This window comes from Paenibacillus sp. FJAT-27812 (genome assembly GCF_001273905.1).
Classification (GTDB): Bacteria; Bacillota; Bacilli; order Paenibacillales; family Paenibacillaceae; genus Pristimantibacillus.
In genome coordinates this window covers 4,472,736-4,489,223 of record NZ_LIGH01000001.1, presented here as the reverse complement: position 1 = coordinate 4,489,223, position 16,488 = coordinate 4,472,736, and the positions used below count along the sequence as shown (strand labels likewise).

General features: G+C 45.2%; 14 protein-coding genes. 4 read left to right on the top strand and 10 right to left on the bottom strand.

Going from position 1 to position 16,488, the window contains the following annotated elements; all coding sequences use genetic code 11:
- Window positions 1-371: 371 nt before the first annotated feature.
- Both ADU23_RS18620 and ADU23_RS18615 read right to left on the bottom strand, forming a co-directional pair.
- Window positions 372-3,167, bottom strand: coding sequence for a glycosyl hydrolase (locus tag ADU23_RS18620; RefSeq protein ID WP_053377712.1), 2,796 nt, complete (start codon window positions 3,165-3,167; stop codon window positions 372-374).
- Window positions 3,168-3,572: 405 nt separating this feature from the next.
- Window positions 3,573-4,454 carry a helix-turn-helix domain-containing protein gene (locus tag ADU23_RS18615; RefSeq protein WP_053375099.1) on the bottom strand — a complete coding sequence of 294 codons (882 nt, stop codon included), beginning with the start codon at window positions 4,452-4,454 and terminating at the stop codon, window positions 3,573-3,575.
- A 130-nt stretch (window positions 4,455-4,584) separates the two neighbouring features.
- Here ADU23_RS18615 and ADU23_RS18610 point away from each other — a divergent pair, with 130 nt between their 5' ends.
- A complete protein-coding gene (locus tag ADU23_RS18610) occupies window positions 4,585-5,559 on the top strand; it encodes a Gfo/Idh/MocA family protein (protein WP_053375098.1) in 975 nt (324 codons plus the stop codon).
- A gap of 20 nt (window positions 5,560-5,579) precedes the next feature.
- The gene (locus ADU23_RS18605) at window positions 5,580-6,566 is read left to right on the top strand and encodes a Gfo/Idh/MocA family protein (protein WP_053375097.1); all 987 of its coding nucleotides are present in this window, start codon (window positions 5,580-5,582) and stop codon (window positions 6,564-6,566) included.
- A gap of 158 nt (window positions 6,567-6,724) precedes the next feature.
- Here ADU23_RS18605 and ADU23_RS18600 read toward each other — a convergent pair whose 3' ends face one another.
- Complete coding sequence (locus tag ADU23_RS18600) at window positions 6,725-6,916, bottom strand: hypothetical protein (RefSeq protein WP_053375096.1); 192 nt, start codon at window positions 6,914-6,916, stop codon at window positions 6,725-6,727.
- A gap of 239 nt (window positions 6,917-7,155) precedes the next feature.
- On the opposite strand from ADU23_RS18600, the gene ADU23_RS33245 reads away from it, so the two are divergent.
- Together ADU23_RS33245 and ADU23_RS18595 are read left to right on the top strand one after the other, a co-directional pair.
- Entirely contained in the window at window positions 7,156-7,326 is a 171-nt protein-coding gene (locus ADU23_RS33245) for a hypothetical protein (protein ID WP_176707771.1), read from the top strand.
- 286 nt (window positions 7,327-7,612) lie between these two features.
- Window positions 7,613-7,978, top strand: coding sequence for a hypothetical protein (locus tag ADU23_RS18595; RefSeq protein ID WP_053375095.1), 366 nt, complete (start codon window positions 7,613-7,615; stop codon window positions 7,976-7,978).
- A gap of 117 nt (window positions 7,979-8,095) precedes the next feature.
- On the opposite strand, the gene ADU23_RS18590 is transcribed toward ADU23_RS18595, so the two are convergent.
- The 7 genes from ADU23_RS18590 to ectB all read right to left on the bottom strand — a co-directional run bounded on the left by ADU23_RS18590 (window position 8,096) and on the right by ectB (window position 16,488).
- A complete protein-coding gene (locus ADU23_RS18590; RefSeq protein ID WP_053375094.1) occupies window positions 8,096-8,914 on the bottom strand; it encodes an alkaline phosphatase family protein in 819 nt (272 codons plus the stop codon).
- Window positions 8,915-8,940: 26 nt separating this feature from the next.
- Window positions 8,941-9,606 carry a DMT family transporter gene (locus ADU23_RS18585; protein WP_231637484.1) on the bottom strand — a complete coding sequence of 222 codons (666 nt, stop codon included), beginning with the start codon at window positions 9,604-9,606 and terminating at the stop codon, window positions 8,941-8,943.
- A 417-nt stretch (window positions 9,607-10,023) separates the two neighbouring features.
- A complete protein-coding gene (locus ADU23_RS18580) occupies window positions 10,024-13,194 on the bottom strand; it encodes an ATP-binding cassette domain-containing protein (RefSeq protein WP_053375092.1) in 3,171 nt (1,056 codons plus the stop codon).
- A gap of 163 nt (window positions 13,195-13,357) precedes the next feature.
- Window positions 13,358-13,774: an SRPBCC family protein gene (locus ADU23_RS18575; protein ID WP_053375091.1), complete on the bottom strand. Its 417-nt coding sequence runs from the start codon at window positions 13,772-13,774 to the stop codon at window positions 13,358-13,360.
- A complete protein-coding gene (locus ADU23_RS18570; protein ID WP_053375090.1) occupies window positions 13,771-14,097 on the bottom strand; it encodes an ArsR/SmtB family transcription factor in 327 nt (108 codons plus the stop codon). The genes ADU23_RS18575 and ADU23_RS18570 overlap by 4 nt, the downstream gene beginning before the upstream one ends.
- Before the next feature lie 161 nt (window positions 14,098-14,258).
- Window positions 14,259-15,041, bottom strand: a complete 783-nt coding sequence (locus ADU23_RS18565; protein WP_053375089.1) for an alpha/beta fold hydrolase — start codon at window positions 15,039-15,041, stop codon at window positions 14,259-14,261.
- 163 nt (window positions 15,042-15,204) lie between these two features.
- Window positions 15,205-16,488 (bottom strand): diaminobutyrate--2-oxoglutarate transaminase, encoded by a 1,284-nt coding sequence (gene ectB / locus ADU23_RS18560; RefSeq protein ID WP_053375088.1) that lies wholly within the window; start codon window positions 16,486-16,488, stop codon window positions 15,205-15,207.

Sequence of the window (16,488 nt, the reverse complement as noted above, 5' to 3'; positions counted from 1 at the left end):
CCTTGCAGGGCCTCCTCAACTACCTTCATTTTGTACGCTTCACTTTGTCTTTTTCTCCTCATTATCCCTCACCTCATCCATATACATAGTGTACTATGGATTCCAATTCGGACTCCAATGGAATTAGGGGGCTAAAGAGAAAGCTCCCGTTATTTGTAGCAATTCGGGGTGAAAATAAAAGTTAGATGGATTTTCTCCCGTTAATCTTTTCATTTTGTCCGATTTGGAGGGGAATCGCCTCTTTTAACGGGAGATTTTCCAGCTAAATACACGTTTCTCCCTTCTCATCGAATGATTAGCAGGAGATTTTCCAGCTATTTCAGTAAAGCATAAGGCGCGATTACAGCATTTTACTCAAAATTTTTCAGCTTTTAATGTGTGTAGGTGTAAGTTGGTGAATCATACTGCGGTCCTGATTTTTCATAAGTGAACCAATAGCTTACCGCTTGGCCAGCAGTGAGACTGTCAACCGTATGCTCCCAAGTCGAACCGTTTTTTATCATCCGCACGTTTTGCTGATTAGCCCCGTTAACCAAATAATGCACATCCACATATAACGCGTTGGTTGTTGGCGTGAAGGCAATCTTCGCTTGCGAAACGTTCAGTTTCGCAACGCCAGCCGTGTAGTCCGGCGTCGTCACGCCTCCTCCGCCGGCTGCGTCCGTCGTAACCGTTACCGCGCTGCTCGCGCCGGACTGATTGCCCGCGGCATCAACCGCCTTGACGGTAAAGGTGTATGCCGTATTCGCGCTGAGTCCGCTAACGGTTGCCGAAGTGCCGGGCGCGTTCAGCGTCCCTCCCGCATATTGGATAACATAACCCGTCACGCCAACGTTATCGGTTGATGCACTCCAAGAGAGCGAGACGCTTGAGGCTGTTTTGCCTGTAGAGATTAAATTAACCGGCGTGCTAGGTGCGCTTGTATCGCCGCCGCCACCACCGCCGCCGTTGCCGGTGTTAAAGCTGTTTGCAGGCACTGAAACCGTGGTTCCATCGGAGAAGGTTACTGTTTTCGCCGCGTTCGTGAAGTTGTAGGCGACATAGGTTTTGACGCCGTTTTTGTTAAATACAGCAGCGGTAGGCGAGTTTGCCGTCACGGAAGGATCGGCGTTCCCCATCGCATCCAGATTATAAATCCAATGGTACGCATTCGCTTTGGAGTTGCCCGTCTCTGGACCGCCCGCTCCCTCAGCAGCACCTGTTGCCATGGAGCCTATGCCTGCGTTGAATTGATTTTTGGCATCTGCCGGATTCGAGATGGCTCGGTACATCCATACTAAATCCCGCCAAGCATCCCAATTGGTGCCCCCGTTCTCACTGACCAGAGCTGCATAGTTTTTATTCGCATAATTCGGGTAATGCGTTAAGTACAACGAGCCTGCCGTAATCGGCAGCCAGTTAATGCCGTGCACCTGCTCTGGATTCGCGGTAAACCAAGTGCCATTCGCTCCTTTTCCGCCCCAGACCATCGTAACGACAGATGGCGTGTAGCCGGCCGGATGCGTATTATCCTGCACATCAAACCAATAATCGTTAATCGCGTTCATTTCGGTCGTGTACAGATAAATGCCAAGATCACGGATTGTCGTATTGCCTGTAGCTTCTCCCCATAGAATTAACCCGGTCCAAGCGTTCATTGCCTCGGAGGAGGATTCATTGTTGTTGCCGTCATCAAATTTCGCGTGGCCCGCCGCCCAGGAATGGCCTGCATACGGGTCAAAGTTGCGCAAATACGGGAACATCGGATCGTTGCGGTCCCAGCTTGCCATATCGCGGATTAACAATTCAACCATCGGACCCCAGCTTGCCGCCCATGTCTTGTCGGTACGCGCGATTTCAGCGGCCGCTTTAATATAATAGCCGTAGTGGAAATGATGGTCATTCAGTTCGGAATCGCTGCCGAAGCTCGCCGGATAACCAATCAGCGATCCCCAATTGCTGTTGTAATAAAATAAGTTGCTGCTCTTTAAGTTGCCGCTGCTGTCGCTAGCCTTCAAATAGTTCTGCAGGCGGGATTTGATTTCATTGCGGAATTGAGCCGAAGCCGTCGCATCGCCGACCTGGTCTGCGATCGGCGCCAAGGTCGCCAGCTTTCCAAGCCGCTTCCCTAGCCAGTACGTATCGTTTCCGCCTGTATAGGTCAGTGCCTCTTCCTCGTTAATATATCCGCCAAGCGTCGTTTTGTTATAGGTGCCTTTGTCAGGGAGCGCCGGAAGTACGCCCGTAAACTTCATCGTTGTTGTAAATGAGGTTCCCACAGCTGTCTTCATCGCGCCGCGGACAGAGTTATACGTGTAGGATAAAAGAGATTGGGACGTGTTTTTCCATTGATGCGGATAGAGCGCAAAGATCGTGCCTGTCTGCGAGCCTTCTTTTGCAGTGGTCGTGTATGTATAGGTGGTTGTGACGTTGCTGTTAGAAGAGTTATAGGCATAATTCATTTTTGTGTCGGTTACGTGAGAGTAGGCGTACTGCTGGAACTTCGTGAGCGTTGCAGGTGAATGATCGGGGAGTGCCGCTATCGAAAAATAATTTTTACCGTTCAGATTGTTGGTAAGGTTGTTTGTTCCAATGCCCGACCACGTGCTTCCTGTTGGGCCGAACAAAGCATAATGCGCGCCTTCGATGGTAACGCCAAGCACCGCAGAGTTTGCATTGCCTGACCATACGGTCGGAGGCGTATAAAACTTAAGCACCGGATTGCCGCCCGTGTAGGTAAAGTACACATATGGTGAACCGTGTCCGTAGCTGGCTTTGATCGAGCTGCCGCCGTTTTGATAAAGCGCGCTTACGAACCAGTCGCTGAAGTTGTCCACTTTGGCATCGGGAAACGTAGCCGAGCCGCTATTTCCTATGGTGAAGTCATGAATATCATTCATCCATCCGCAAATACAGGCTGTATTTGCTGTAATGCGGTCGCTCGGATTAAATATCCGCATGCCGTCGCTTTGATGCTTCATCGCAAGCGGGTGTGGATACTGTCCGTTTGAGTATGGTGTCCATGCCAAGCTGCTCCACCAGTCGTTCGTGGGCATTTTTCCCGTCACGTTAGCCGTCTTGTATATTTGCGATTGCACGTCCGCTGCGCCAGGCGGCAGTACGGTTGAATAGCTGCCAGAGCCGAGCGGCACCTCGCCCGAGAACGAAAAGCCGACTGAAGGAAGCATACTGAATAGGACAAAAACAACTAAACATAAACGCAGCGAAAATTTCAATGAAATACCCTCCTTAAAATTTGAATGTAGGGGCAGCACTTATTCGATTATCCTCTCCCTTCTTGACACGATCATCACGACAGCGGCTTGAGTAGAAATAAAACGCTTACATTTCGCTTGAAAAAAATGTTCAGCGATTCTTATTCGTCTTCTCCATGTATAAATCTATTTACGAAACCGCTTTCGTTGATTTTATTATAACGAATCCCATTCAATTGTAAAGTCCTAACCATTCGGAATAAAACTAGCTATTTAGTCTTATTCCTTCCTTTGAATTGACTGCAATTTCGAAACATTTTCGGAGGCACTTCCATATGGACGTTGCCGCAAAAAAATAAACCTTGAAGCCATCAAGGTTTATTTCCGTCCTTTTACTTTCATATTCTCTTTAAATTGCTTTGGCGTGCAATGGTTAAACCGTTTGAACAACTCATAGAAATGAGCCATATTTTCCATCCCTACCGCCGCTGCGATGCTCGTAATGCTTTTGTTGTCGGTCACTAGCATTCGTTTAGCTTTTAATATCCGCTTGCGGTTAACAAACTCCGTAAATGAAAGCCCCATTTTTTTCTTGAAATATTTTGAAAAGTATACATAGCTCATCCCTGCTAACCGGCTAACCTCCGCCATTTCAATCTTCTCGCCAAGATTGTTCTCGACGTAGGCAATAACGGGGCGCAAGAAATCCGCATCCACATACTCATGCGCGGACAGCAGCAGCAGATCGTCATTGCGCAGCAGCACTAGAAGAAGATGTTTAATATGCATACTGACGGCGATCTCGTAGCCTTTCTTTTTCTGCATCACTTCCTCATGGATATAAAGCAAAATAGCGCCTACCTCTTCCTGCACATGGGGATACTTGCTGAATAGGTAGTTTAGATCGTCCAGCGGGTTCATAATCTCCATGAAATGCCGCGTATAATGCATCATCGCCGGATCAAAATACGGCTCCAGATCGACGTGGAGCACGATATAGGTTACATGTTTCCCGGGGTGCACCCGTGATTTATGGAGCTGGGAGGAGCCGATTACCATCACGTCACCCGGGTGCAGCTTGTAGGCTGCCGTTGGCGTATGCATTTCATGAACGCCTTCGAGCACGAGGATGAACTCTATTTCCTTATGATAATGCCAAGGCTGGTAGCCAAAATGTTCATTTCCCGAATGGGTAAACTTCCAAACCTTAATGCAAAGCTGTGGATTCTGATAGTGAATGGGCTCTTGAAAGCTGTCCATATATTCTCCTCCGCCAAATTAATAGATTGAATATGGATACAAATTGAATGAAAATTCGCATATACGATCCTTCCTCCTGCTGTGTATCATTTAGAGCAGATAACCTATCAACGATACAAGGAGATGGATCATGAAAGTTGTTGTATTAGGATGCGGCGGTCTAGGACATGTCCATGCAGACGCTTACACAAAGCTGGAAGGCGTTGAATTAACCGGTGTATGCGACCTGCAGACGGATCAAGCCGACAAGCTGTCCGAGCAAACAGGCGCTCCTGCCTTTTATTCCTTCGAGCAGATGCTGGCAAATGCTGAATTCGATGTAATCAGCATTACGCTGCCTAGTTATTTACACAAAGAATATACTCTCTTAGCTGCAAAGGCAAGAAAACATGTCATTTGCGAGAAGCCGATGGCCCTCTCGCTCGAAGATGCAGACGAGATGATGAAATGCTGCGAGAATAACGGTGTCCGCTTGTTCATCGGACATGTGGTCCGGTTTTTCCCGGAATATGTGAGCTTGAAGCAATCGCTGGACAGCGGAGCAATTGGCCGAGCTTGCGTTGCCCATGCCAGCCGAGCTGGCTCCCATCCGGGCGATGCCAAGCCTTGGTACAAAGACCGTGCAAGAAGCGGCGGCGTAATCGTCGATTTGATGATCCACGATCTGGATTTCCTGAGATGGACGCTAGGAGAAGTCAAAACGGTATACGCCATGTTATCGCAAAATGAGCAGCTGGAATACGCGCTAGTAACGCTGCAATTCGAAAGTGGCGCCATTGCAAACGTCGAAGCGAATTGGGGCTTTCCCGGGCCCTTTCATACGAAGGCGGAAATTGCCGGTAATGCCGGCGTTGTCATGGCGAACAGCTTAAAGAGCAGCTCGCTTCAAATCCACAAGCACGCTAATGGAACGTCAGCCCCAACCGTAGCCATCCCAGAGAGCCCTGCATTCAAGAGCCCTTATGAGCTTGAGATCGAGCATTTTATCCGCTGCATTCGGGACGGATCAGAAGCAATCGTAACGGCGAAGGATGCCTATAAAGCGCTTGAAATAGCCTATGCCGCGCTTGAGAGCGCGCGTACCGGCAAACCCGTTCAACTCTAATCGTGAGGGAGGAATACAAGATGAAGAAGCTTAAAGTGGGTATGATCAGCTTTGCGCATGGCCATGCCTATTCGTACTTTGAGGCATTGCGGACGCTTGCCGAAGTCGAGCTGGTTGGCATTGCCGATCCGGTAGAGAGCAGGGTGAGCGCTCTCGTTGCCGAGCATAAACTGCCTTATTTCAACGATTATCGCCAGCTGCTGGACCAAGAAGTAGATGCTGTCGTCATTTGCTCGGAAAATGTGTTTCATGCCGAGATTACGATCGAAGCTGCCAGAAGAGGCAAGCACGTGCTATGCGAAAAACCGCTAGGCATTCAGAACGATGAAATGTTGGCGATGATCAAGGCATGCCGCGACAATCAGGTACAGCTGATGACCGCCTTTCCTTGCCGTTATTTAGCTGCGGTCGCACAAGCAAAGAAAGCGATTGAACGGGGAGAAATCGGCAGCATCGTCGCCATTAAAGGAACGAACCGCGGTACTGCGCCAGGCGGCTGGTTCGTAGATCCGAAGCTCTCCGGGGGCGGCGCCCTGCTGGATCATACCGTACATGTGATGGATCTGATGAATTGGTTTACCGGTTCAGAGCCAACAGAGGTATACGCCTATGCGGCCACCTTATTCAAGGATAATCTGGATGTAGACGACACCGGCATGCTGCATATGAAATTTGCAAATGGCGTTTTTGGGGTAATCGATACGAGCTGGTCAAGAACGCCGCCATTCCCGACATGGGGGGATGTCACGATGCAAATTATAGGTACGAGCGGTGTCATATCCATTGACGGCCTTGCCCAAATTAACGAGCTGTACGCCCAACAAAACGGCAAAGGACAATGGAATTATTGGGGAGACAATATGGATTTCCACTTGATTCAAGCGTTCGTTAAGGCTATCCTACACGGCCAACCCGTCCCGATCACAGGCGAAGACGGTATGCGTTCAACGAGTGTTGCGCTTGCGGGTTATCGTTCGATGGAACAAAAGCAGCCTGTTACGCTATAAATGATCAGCCATTTTTGCACCGATCCAAGCAGCGCTTGGATCGGTTTTCTATTCCTACTTTGTCTGTCATATAAAATTGCGCTGCTTTTTCGAAAAGCAGAGTGACCTTTGAAGTTAAATCCACCTTAAAAGGGGATAAAATAAATCATAATGGTTAATCACTCTCTTTCATCGTACCCCACCGCTTGGTTATTTGAAGAGTCTATATAAATGCCAATCGGGCCAAGCACTAGAGGAACTTCATTCCATTTTGCCTTCTTCACCTCGGCTTGCCTCCAATCGTTAATCAAAGATTCCTTCTCTCCACTGGACAGCTCATTCCATGCGGCTTCTCTTAATGATGCTGCCATTACAGGCCCAACAACCACTTTAAAAGCACATCATCACCTCTAAAATTAATGTTCATACTCCTTTTTGCCTAAATAACGCAAACGCGCCAAGTTATGTTGCAAGCATTTCGTTTCAACGCAGCTAAGTGCTTCGAGACTAATAACCTTGTAAAATTGTTCCCGTAACAAACATACAAACATAGCTTGATAGTCTGGCATAACTTATAGAGAGCTCAAATCAATAGGAGGTGAATGGAACCATGTTTAATCAAACAAGTACCATTTTAGTTCTTTTTATTTTGTTGGTCATTATCGCTTGCAGTTGCGGAGTAGGCAGCCGGAATGAGAGAAACGATGAAAAAAGAGAAGACAAAAAGGATGAAAAAAACAACGATAAACAACATGTCGGCGATTATGGCGGTTGCTGTTAATCAACGGCTGATCTTCCATATCACATTTAAAATATAAACTGAACAAGAGACCCATTTTATGGGTTTTTTGCGTTCGAGGAAGGTTATCATCATCTTAAATATACATAGGCGAATCACATAGATTATTAGTCTTGGTAACAAATATCCAATCATAGCAGACATTCCATGCATAATTTACAGTGTACTCCAAAATAGAATGGCATATGGGGATTAGCGAGTCATTCTTTCAACAACTAATAGGTTGTCATTGGCTTCATTATTATTGAGCAAAGGATAGTGATACGAAGTGAAAAGAATAAAAAGAATCCGGACCAATGCAATTCTGCCTGCCGAAAGCGAGCCGTTAAATGATTTTAACCCATCTGAAGATTCTCCGTCCTTTCCTGCATCTGGAGGCGACAGATCCATGCTTGCCCGGGTTGGCGGCTTCGACGGAATCATGTCCATGATGGGAAAAGTCCAACAGTTTTTCGGCATCTTTCAGCAGATTCGCCCAGCCTTTAAAATGGTAGGCTCATTATTCGGTACAAAAGCTTTCTTATCAGGCGTACCTAGCAGCAGAGTAAGATCAAAAAATAAAAAAGCGAAGCTAAATTCACGAGCTGCAGCAGCTTCACGCCAGAAAACGTCCAGAAAACGCAGCTCCCGTTGACCATAAATAAATGCAGACAGCAAAAAGGATGCATTTTAAAAACATACATCCTGTTTCCATTGCCACTATTTGAAATCGCGCATCCTTATTGCTCTTTTTTGCTCCTCCTTAGAGGGATCACACTTGAAATAGGCCTTCCGGCAGCTTTGCTTCCCAATTATCCGGCGTATCAAGCCCAAGTGCGCGGATAACGACTTCCGCAGTGTCTGTAATGAAGAAGTCTCCTTGAAGAGAGGCGCCCTGCTGTATTCCCGGACCGGCGCAGCCCCAAAATATCGTTTTGTCAGACGGATGATCACTGCCATGCTGCTGAGGATGCTCCCCTCCTCCCCCATGATCGGAGACAACGATGATCAAGCTATCTTCAAAAATACCCGATTCTTCAATAGCTCGCAAAATGATTCCCGTATGTGCGTCCGTCTCTTCGATTGCCTGCAGCTGCTCGGGGGTGTTGTAGCCGTATTGGTGCCCCGCTGCATCGGGCAGATCCAAGCCGATAAACATCAGCTTCAAATCAGGATTTTCCCGAATGTAAGCCGCTGCCGCCAGCGGAAGCTCGCGGTCGTTCATGGCTACCTTATGCACCCCGATAGACGATTCAATAATGCCATGATTAATCGGATTCCAAACGCTAAACGCTGCCATTTTGGCATCAGGAATGCCATTGTGGACGATTCTGAAGATAGAAGGATACATGGAATCGTCAGGGTACGTAAATTCACTTGCTCTTTCATTCGTTAAACCATGTTTATCCGGACCTACACCGTGCAGAAGCGCTCCCCAGCACTGTGCGCTAATCGTTGGCGATACGGTTTGCGCATTGAAAGCGAAAGTCCCGCTGCTTATTAATCGATCCAAATTTGGCGTATGGGCAGCACGAACAAAGTTTCCCGCGCCGTCCCAGCCAATAATAAACACTCTTTCTATTTTCCCCATTATCCATCTCTCCTCTTATGCAAGCTTTAAGGGCTTCCCCACATTCCAATCATAATGACGCCCATCGTAATGACCGCTGACAGCAAAATCCGTTTCAAGCCATTCGACTCCTTCAGCAGAAAAATGCCGAGCATCGTTCCGAACACCGTGCCAATCTCGCGAATGGGAGCCAGATGTGACAACGGCGCAAGATTCATCGCATAGAGAAACAGCAAGTAGGAACCGGGCGATAGGATCGTCCCCCATAAAATGGCTTGTTTATTAACCTGCCATTCCTGTTTAATCTGCTTGGAGCGAAGCACGGCAGGACTTAACACGATGACATAGGCGATGTTGCTAAGCTCAATGATAGACAGCGGAGACAATGATTGAAGCACCATTTTATCTGTCATGACGTAACCCGTAATACATAAACCGACCATGAGTGCGGGAAAAATATTTCGCAAACTTATCGCTGACCCATGCTGCTTCTTCAAAAATCCGCTTATAGCAAACAATCCTAGCACGATGCAGCCTACGCCGATCCATCCGAGAGCCGATAACGATTCGTTATAGATCCATACGCTGAAAAGTGGGACAAGCAGAGCTCCCGTGCCGCGCATAATCGGGTACATTTGCGACATCTCGCCTTTGCGGTAAACGATCGGCAGCAGAAAAAAGTAACCCATTTGAAATCCCATTGTCAGAAGCATGAATAAATTACTGCTTAACGAAATAGAGCTGCTCGTGACATCAACAATGAAATAAGGAAGAAGCAAAACAAAAGCTGTAATATGAATTAACCACAGAAAAACACTTTTATTTCTGCTCGTCTTCGTAAATAAATTCCAAATGGCGTGTGTAAGCCCCGAGCATAAAACAAGTATGATAGCAAAGGAAATAGCGTATCCCTCCTCCTGACGGAATCATTATTTTCATTATTCATCTTACTTAGCCGCCTTTACAATGTCAACACAAAAACAATTAAAAACAACAAAACACACAAACTTGAGATAAGCATCTCAGAATAGCAAAAAAACTCATCTGCAATTCATTATTGCAAATGAGTTTTCTTCACTGACTGATAGCTAGCTTTGTATTCAAATATGGCTTGTATTTGTCATTCTAAATTAATTATTATGCTCGAGGAATTGGTAAACCGCCATCATATCTCGTTTATTCAACTCGCGAAGACGATTGAAAATTGGAATATCGGCAACAGCCTCAAGCTTAAAGCTATCAGCAACAACATCGCTTACTTTGCCAGTTAGCCATCTTTGCACGTCTATGCCATCGACGATTTCCTTGCGCCCTTCATCATTGATGCCGCTTGCATAGCAGCTAACGCATGGCACCGATAATTTATACACCCCATCATGGAGCCCGTCCTCCGAAATGACTTTCTTCCCTTTACAGAACGGACAGGGATGACTTGCTTTGATCTTATTGATTAAAGTAACAATTTTTTTGTAGCCAAAAGCTTCATAGACATAGGTCAGCTTTTTGTACTTACCATTGGTGAAATACTTATCAATGATCGTTTCTCTCGTTTCGGTGATATTGGCAAAATCACAGACGGTGATCCGATTGTTAATGCTGATGGCTTCGATACTGCTGCTAATACTTCCCCAGAATGGCTGTACGTTTTGTAAAACCATTTCATAGTTCGCAAAGCTCGCCAGCTCTAGTTCGAGCATTTTCAGTGCGGCTTGCGTTTCCCTTGGCAATAGAGAGACATCTTCCGCCAATACCATATCGCCGCCGACAATGGCTTTCATTTTTTCTAGCACCAGTAAATTTCCGACATTGTTCATGGCTTGATCAACAGACTGCCCAATAATCTCACGAATATCCGTGTCGCCAAATTTAAGCTTTTTACGATGGTTTAGTACGGTTCCATGACAGATTGGGCAGGTAATCATTACTTTGGATTGTTTGATATGCTCTTTAATAATCGATTTCGATATGACCATATAGTTCCCAATGATGTAATTGAAGCCTTCCCAAGTTCTCGAGGCTTTGGCTGCTTTATCGTAGAATGACTTTTCCCAATACCCGTATAAAAAGGTATGCTTCTCTGCTTCTGTCATCTCGTTATAACTTTTGCTTATATCCTGACCGAGCTCATTCTTAATCTCATCAAAGATGAACTTTATTTTTGAAAATTGATAAAACTTTAAAATATCCATCGCATCAGGATGCAATAAGCCATCCCAGAATGGCACGGTTTTGTCCTGAACAACGATATCAAAATCAAATTTTTCAATTACCCGGCGGCCCGAGCAGCATGGACAATGGTTTTCTTGATTGTAGAAATCGAAGCTATTCGTATCTTTATTGGTCGGATGCGCCGCCACGATATGGTTGATCAAGCCACCGATTTCATAGAGAAAACTATATTGACTATACAGATGCCGTTCCAGATCAATGGCGATGACCGGTGCAATGGTTTCCGATTCGTATTCACCATAAATCAGACGGGCCATGGATGATAAGCTTTTTAAGATGCCGCCCTTATAGACGTTTTCCGCATTTTTAAAATAGGCAATATGATTCTCTTTTAAGTAGTTGATTCCATTTTGTTGATTGATTTTTGAAGAAATTCGCAAGGGAGCCGCACGGTCTGCAATGTCGTTTTTTTGATAATAATCTTCATGGCTGACTACATCAAGATGCTCCACGGGCGCAAGCTGTCTTTTGCCAAAATCAACGATATAATCAGAGTTTTCCAGCATGTAAGCATTATGTTCAATCAAAATCATGGATACGGATTCATCCTCTAGAATGACCCTAACGCTATCAATGAATTGATTTAAAATATTTTGTGATAAACCTTTGGAAGGCTCGTCAAAAATAAAAAGCGTTCGTGGGTTTCTTGAGCCCGCAAACAGCTCGGAAACTAAATGGACGCATTGAAATTCACCTGTTGATAAGGACTGTGTTTTCCTTTCCAGCGTCAAATAGCCAAGACCAAGTTTGATCAATAAGCTGAGGCGTTTATGAGCGATGTCTTCATTTGGCAGTTCTTCAATAATATCTTCAATCGAGCGCTGAAAAATATCATCGATATCCTCACTATATTTTGTGAGCTTCTTTTTGATATCAAGAAAAGTCGCAACGGTTGAGCGGCTGGTAATCGATTGGTTTCGGTCTTGCCCAACCATTACCAGCTTATCTTTGGGATATCGCTTCAAAAAATCTTTGGACATGCACTCATTGACAAGCGTAGATTTGCCGCATCCAGACTCGCCCGTAAACGTTACAAGTCTATTTTTTGGAATCTGAATTTCAGCCATTTGAATATTGCGGCAGTAAAGGTCATGAAATGCGTAATATTCTGTTGGTGTTTCCTGATTTCGTTCCCAAAGGATTGGCTTAGGGCGTGGTGATTCCTCAACGATTTTCCCGCCGTATTTGCCGCTGCCTGGCCCAAAGAACAATTGCTCGTCCGTTGTGCCCAGCACCGTGTCCGAATGGTCAATGAGCCAAATTTGATTCTTATACCCTAATTGCTTGATCTGCTCTAAAATTTTCAACAGTGTTTGGTGATCAAGGCCGACGGAGATTTCATCGATGATAATAACCGTATTTTCACTTGTTGCCATAAATTCCGCCAAGTAAAGCCGCGTTAATTCTCCGCCTGACAATGTGCCCATAATGCGATTTAATGTTAAGTAACCAATATTCATATGGATTATATTTTTTAGAATATTTTGTTTGCCTTCACTAATCTTTAAAACTTCTGCTAATGAAAAAATAGTTTCAATGCTTAAGTCGTTGATGTCGGAAATATGGTGTGCTCGATCAAATAATTCAATTTTATATTGCTCAACCTCTTCATTATAGCGCTTCCCGTTACACTTTTTGCATTCGACATTTTTAGTCGTTCCGCGACCTTTGCAATCGGGACACCAGCCTAATTCATTATTAAATGAAAAAACTTCCGGAGAAAGATTGTATTTTTCGGCAAGCGCAACACGAATCTCCGTGAACACGCCAGTATGTGTGCCAATTGTTGAACGCGGATTGGAAGAAATAGATGATCTGCCTAGAAAAAGGACAAGCGGCATTTCTTCCATATGGATGGCACTGAAGTTGGTTTCCATAATATTAGGAAATAAATACTGATATTCAGCCTTTGGCAATAAGGAAACGAGACGCTTCTTGGATTCTTCGCCGATGGTTTGACTAAACGTTGTTTTACCGGAGCCAGACAAGCCAGCTATTCCTAACGATTTATCTACTGGCAGTACTGCGTCTAATTTGTTAATATTGTTCGCAATCAATTGATTCACTTTCATCGCGGTATCCTCTCCATTCCATCGTCGATTCTATTAAAAATGACGCTTTCCGTTTTCAGAGAAGCGCCCTTATCATAAAGAAAGAGCACAATTCGTGCTACGGAATTGCGCCCTATTGTTGAAGAATGGTTTATTTGTATAAAATCATTACGACTACTATTTTTTACAGCTCCGCCAACACTTTTTCGAGCTGGCCGCCCATTTTGATCCAAGCATGTTTAGCTCCCTCAATGGCTCCCTGGCGGGCTTTTGTTTCTTCGCTAAATCCGGTTTGATCGAAATGCAGATGGACAGTTCCATCTGAATCTTTTTTCAAATTCCATGTAATAGTCGTGCTTTCTCCGGCGCTTGCCCAAGTGTAAGATAATGTATGAGGCTCATCCACTACAAGCACCTCACAATCTACAATTCCGTTCCACCACTCGGAAGGCTCTGTCCGGAATTGAAATTTATGTCCAACGACTGGTTTAAAATCATTATCCCAAATCCATTTCGCTAGAGTATCCGAATCCGTTAAAGCGTTCCATACCTGCTCGATCGAGCTTGTAAATTGATAATCTAATGATACATCCGATTTCATTCGTTTTCCTCCAATAATAGATTTAATTTATGAATTCTATCTTTCCAAAATCCTTCGTAAAAGGATACCCAATTTTGAATTTCTTTCAACGGAGCGGCATTCAACCGGTACCTCGTTTCTCTACCAACCTTTCGGGTCGTTACGAGACCTGCATCTTTAAGAATAGCCAAATGCTTGGAAACTGCCGTACGACCCATTTGAAAATGAACCGTTATCTCATGCAGGGGTAATTCTTCAACATCCGCCAGCATTTGAAGTAATTTTCGCCTTGTCGGATCGGCAACAGCGTCATAAACATCCCTAACTTGACCGTTATCGTTCAAAATCACCCCCACCTTCTCATTATTATTTCCTGTTCTGTCATTGATTAAACTACAAAACAAGCTAATAGGACACCTTTTATTGTCCTTTTGATTATAGGACACCAAAAAGTGACGTGTCAAGTTCCTTTGCCATTCATTATCTTGCCTTTTAAATGTGCCGCTTACTCCCCGCTTACTTCCATAACATCATCGGGAAGACTGCCATTTTCGAGCCATGTTTCAAGCAGCTTGTTAAAATATTCAGGTCTCGCCATCGAAACGCCATGCCCTATATTAGGAATGATGATGCCTTTGCCATTCGAATGGCTTTTAACGATATCCTGCAATGATTTTTTCATGACGCTTTTTTCTTTTTCGCCAACGGTGACTAATATTTTTGTTCCCGCTTGTTTAAAACCGTTCGGTATTTCAAATGACATATTTTCAGCCATGATTCTCATGAAGCTCTCTTTATTTAACAGGCAGCTTTCTTGATAATAGGTGTCAAAATGGCTTTCATCTACATACATAGACTTTGCTTGAATTTTTGAGAATGTTTTATTTTTTACGAGGGGGTATGTAATCGACAATAACGGAATCATCATATTCGATAAGGAAATGGGTCTAACTAATGCACTATTAATAATAGCGTAGTCTATTAAATGAGGCTTTTTACTAAGTATTGAAATTAAAACCTGGGCGCCTAACGAGAAACCAACCGCAATTATCGGTTTATCTTTTCCTTTTTGCTCCAGTAATTCAATGATTTTCTCAGCGCTGAGGCCTATCGCAAACAAATGCCCGCTGCCGCTTTTGCCATGCCCGGGCAGATCCGGAACTAAACAATGATAGCTGGAAAAATAGTTTACTTGTTTATCCCACATCCACCCGCTAACGCCTCCTCCATGTATAAAAACAATAAGCGGAGCGTTCACATCGCCGTACTCTTTGTAATGTAGATTCAACCGTTTCACCCCCACCTATAAGATTACCATAGTTGAAATATGTTGAGAAACCGCTCCTCCTTGGCACACAAATAAACGATGCCCCATGAGGGCGCTCAATTAAGAGTCCATCATTCAGGCATCGTTCATTCCACATCTTCGCAACCGATTTATTTAACCGCCGTTATGCCAAAAGATATTCAGAAGCTTTGTACTTTTCATAGCATTCCTCTACCGCTTGCTTCACGATCGCACAGCCCTCTTCCAGCTCTTCCATAGAGATCGTTAGCGGCGGCATGAGCTTGATGACCTTGTCGTCACGTCCTACCCGTTCAAGGATGAGACCCAGCTCGTAGCAGCGCGACGCAATTTCCTTCGACAGACTGTCATGCTTGCTCGCTGAAACGTCTATTCCCCATATCAATCCCATGCCCCGGATCACGATGGAATGATGGATTGGCGCAATAACCTCGTTCAAAAACTGACGGACATTCTCCCCTTTGCGGTACACATCTGCTTCGAGGCTAATAGACGCACTATATTCTAATGCAGCAGTCGCTCCAACAAAAGCAAGCTGGTTGCCGCGGAATGTGCCCGTATGCTCGCCCGGATTCCAAATATCCAGCTCCGGCTTCATAAGAACGATGGACATCGGGAGGCCATAACCGCTGATTGATTTCGATAAGACAACGATATCCGGAACGATATCTGCTCTCTCAAACGAGAAAAACGGGCCTGTACGGCCGCAGCCGACTTGGACTTCATCGCAAATGAGCAGGATGCCATGACGGTCGCAAAGCTCCCGCAGCTTTTTCATCCATTCGATCGGCGCTTCATTAATTCCGCCTTCCGCCTGCAGCGTTTCAAAAATAATCGCGGCAGGCTTTTCGATGCCCGAGTGCCCATCCGTAAGGACCTCTTCCAAATATTGAATCGTGTCGAAGGAATTCATAAAGCCTTGCGGAAACGGCATAAAATGGACGCGATCCAAATCCGTGCCTGCTGCGCCGCGATGATACAAATTGCTGGTTGCGGCTAAGCTTCCAAGCGACATGCCGTGAAAGGCTCCCATAAACGAGAAAATGCCGGTTCTTCCTTTGACCCTGCGTGCAAGCTTCAAAGCCGCTTCAACCGCATTCGTGCCTGTCGGTCCGCAAAATTGAACTTTATAGGACAAATTTCTAGGCTGCAAAATAAGCTCCGAAAACCGGCTCAGAAAGACTTCCTTCGCCGATGTATGCATATCAAGGCCGTGCGACATGCCGTCCGATTCCAAATAGGCTACGATTTTCGCCTTAATGAAGTCGTTATTGTGACCGTAATTCAAAGCTCCGGCGCCTGCAAAAAAATCCAGGAACGATTTTCCGGTTTCCGCGTATATTCTAGAGCCCTTTGCTTTTACGAATACATCAGGGAAAGACCTGCAATAAGACCGTACATTCGATTCCATCGTTTCAAAAACGTTCAT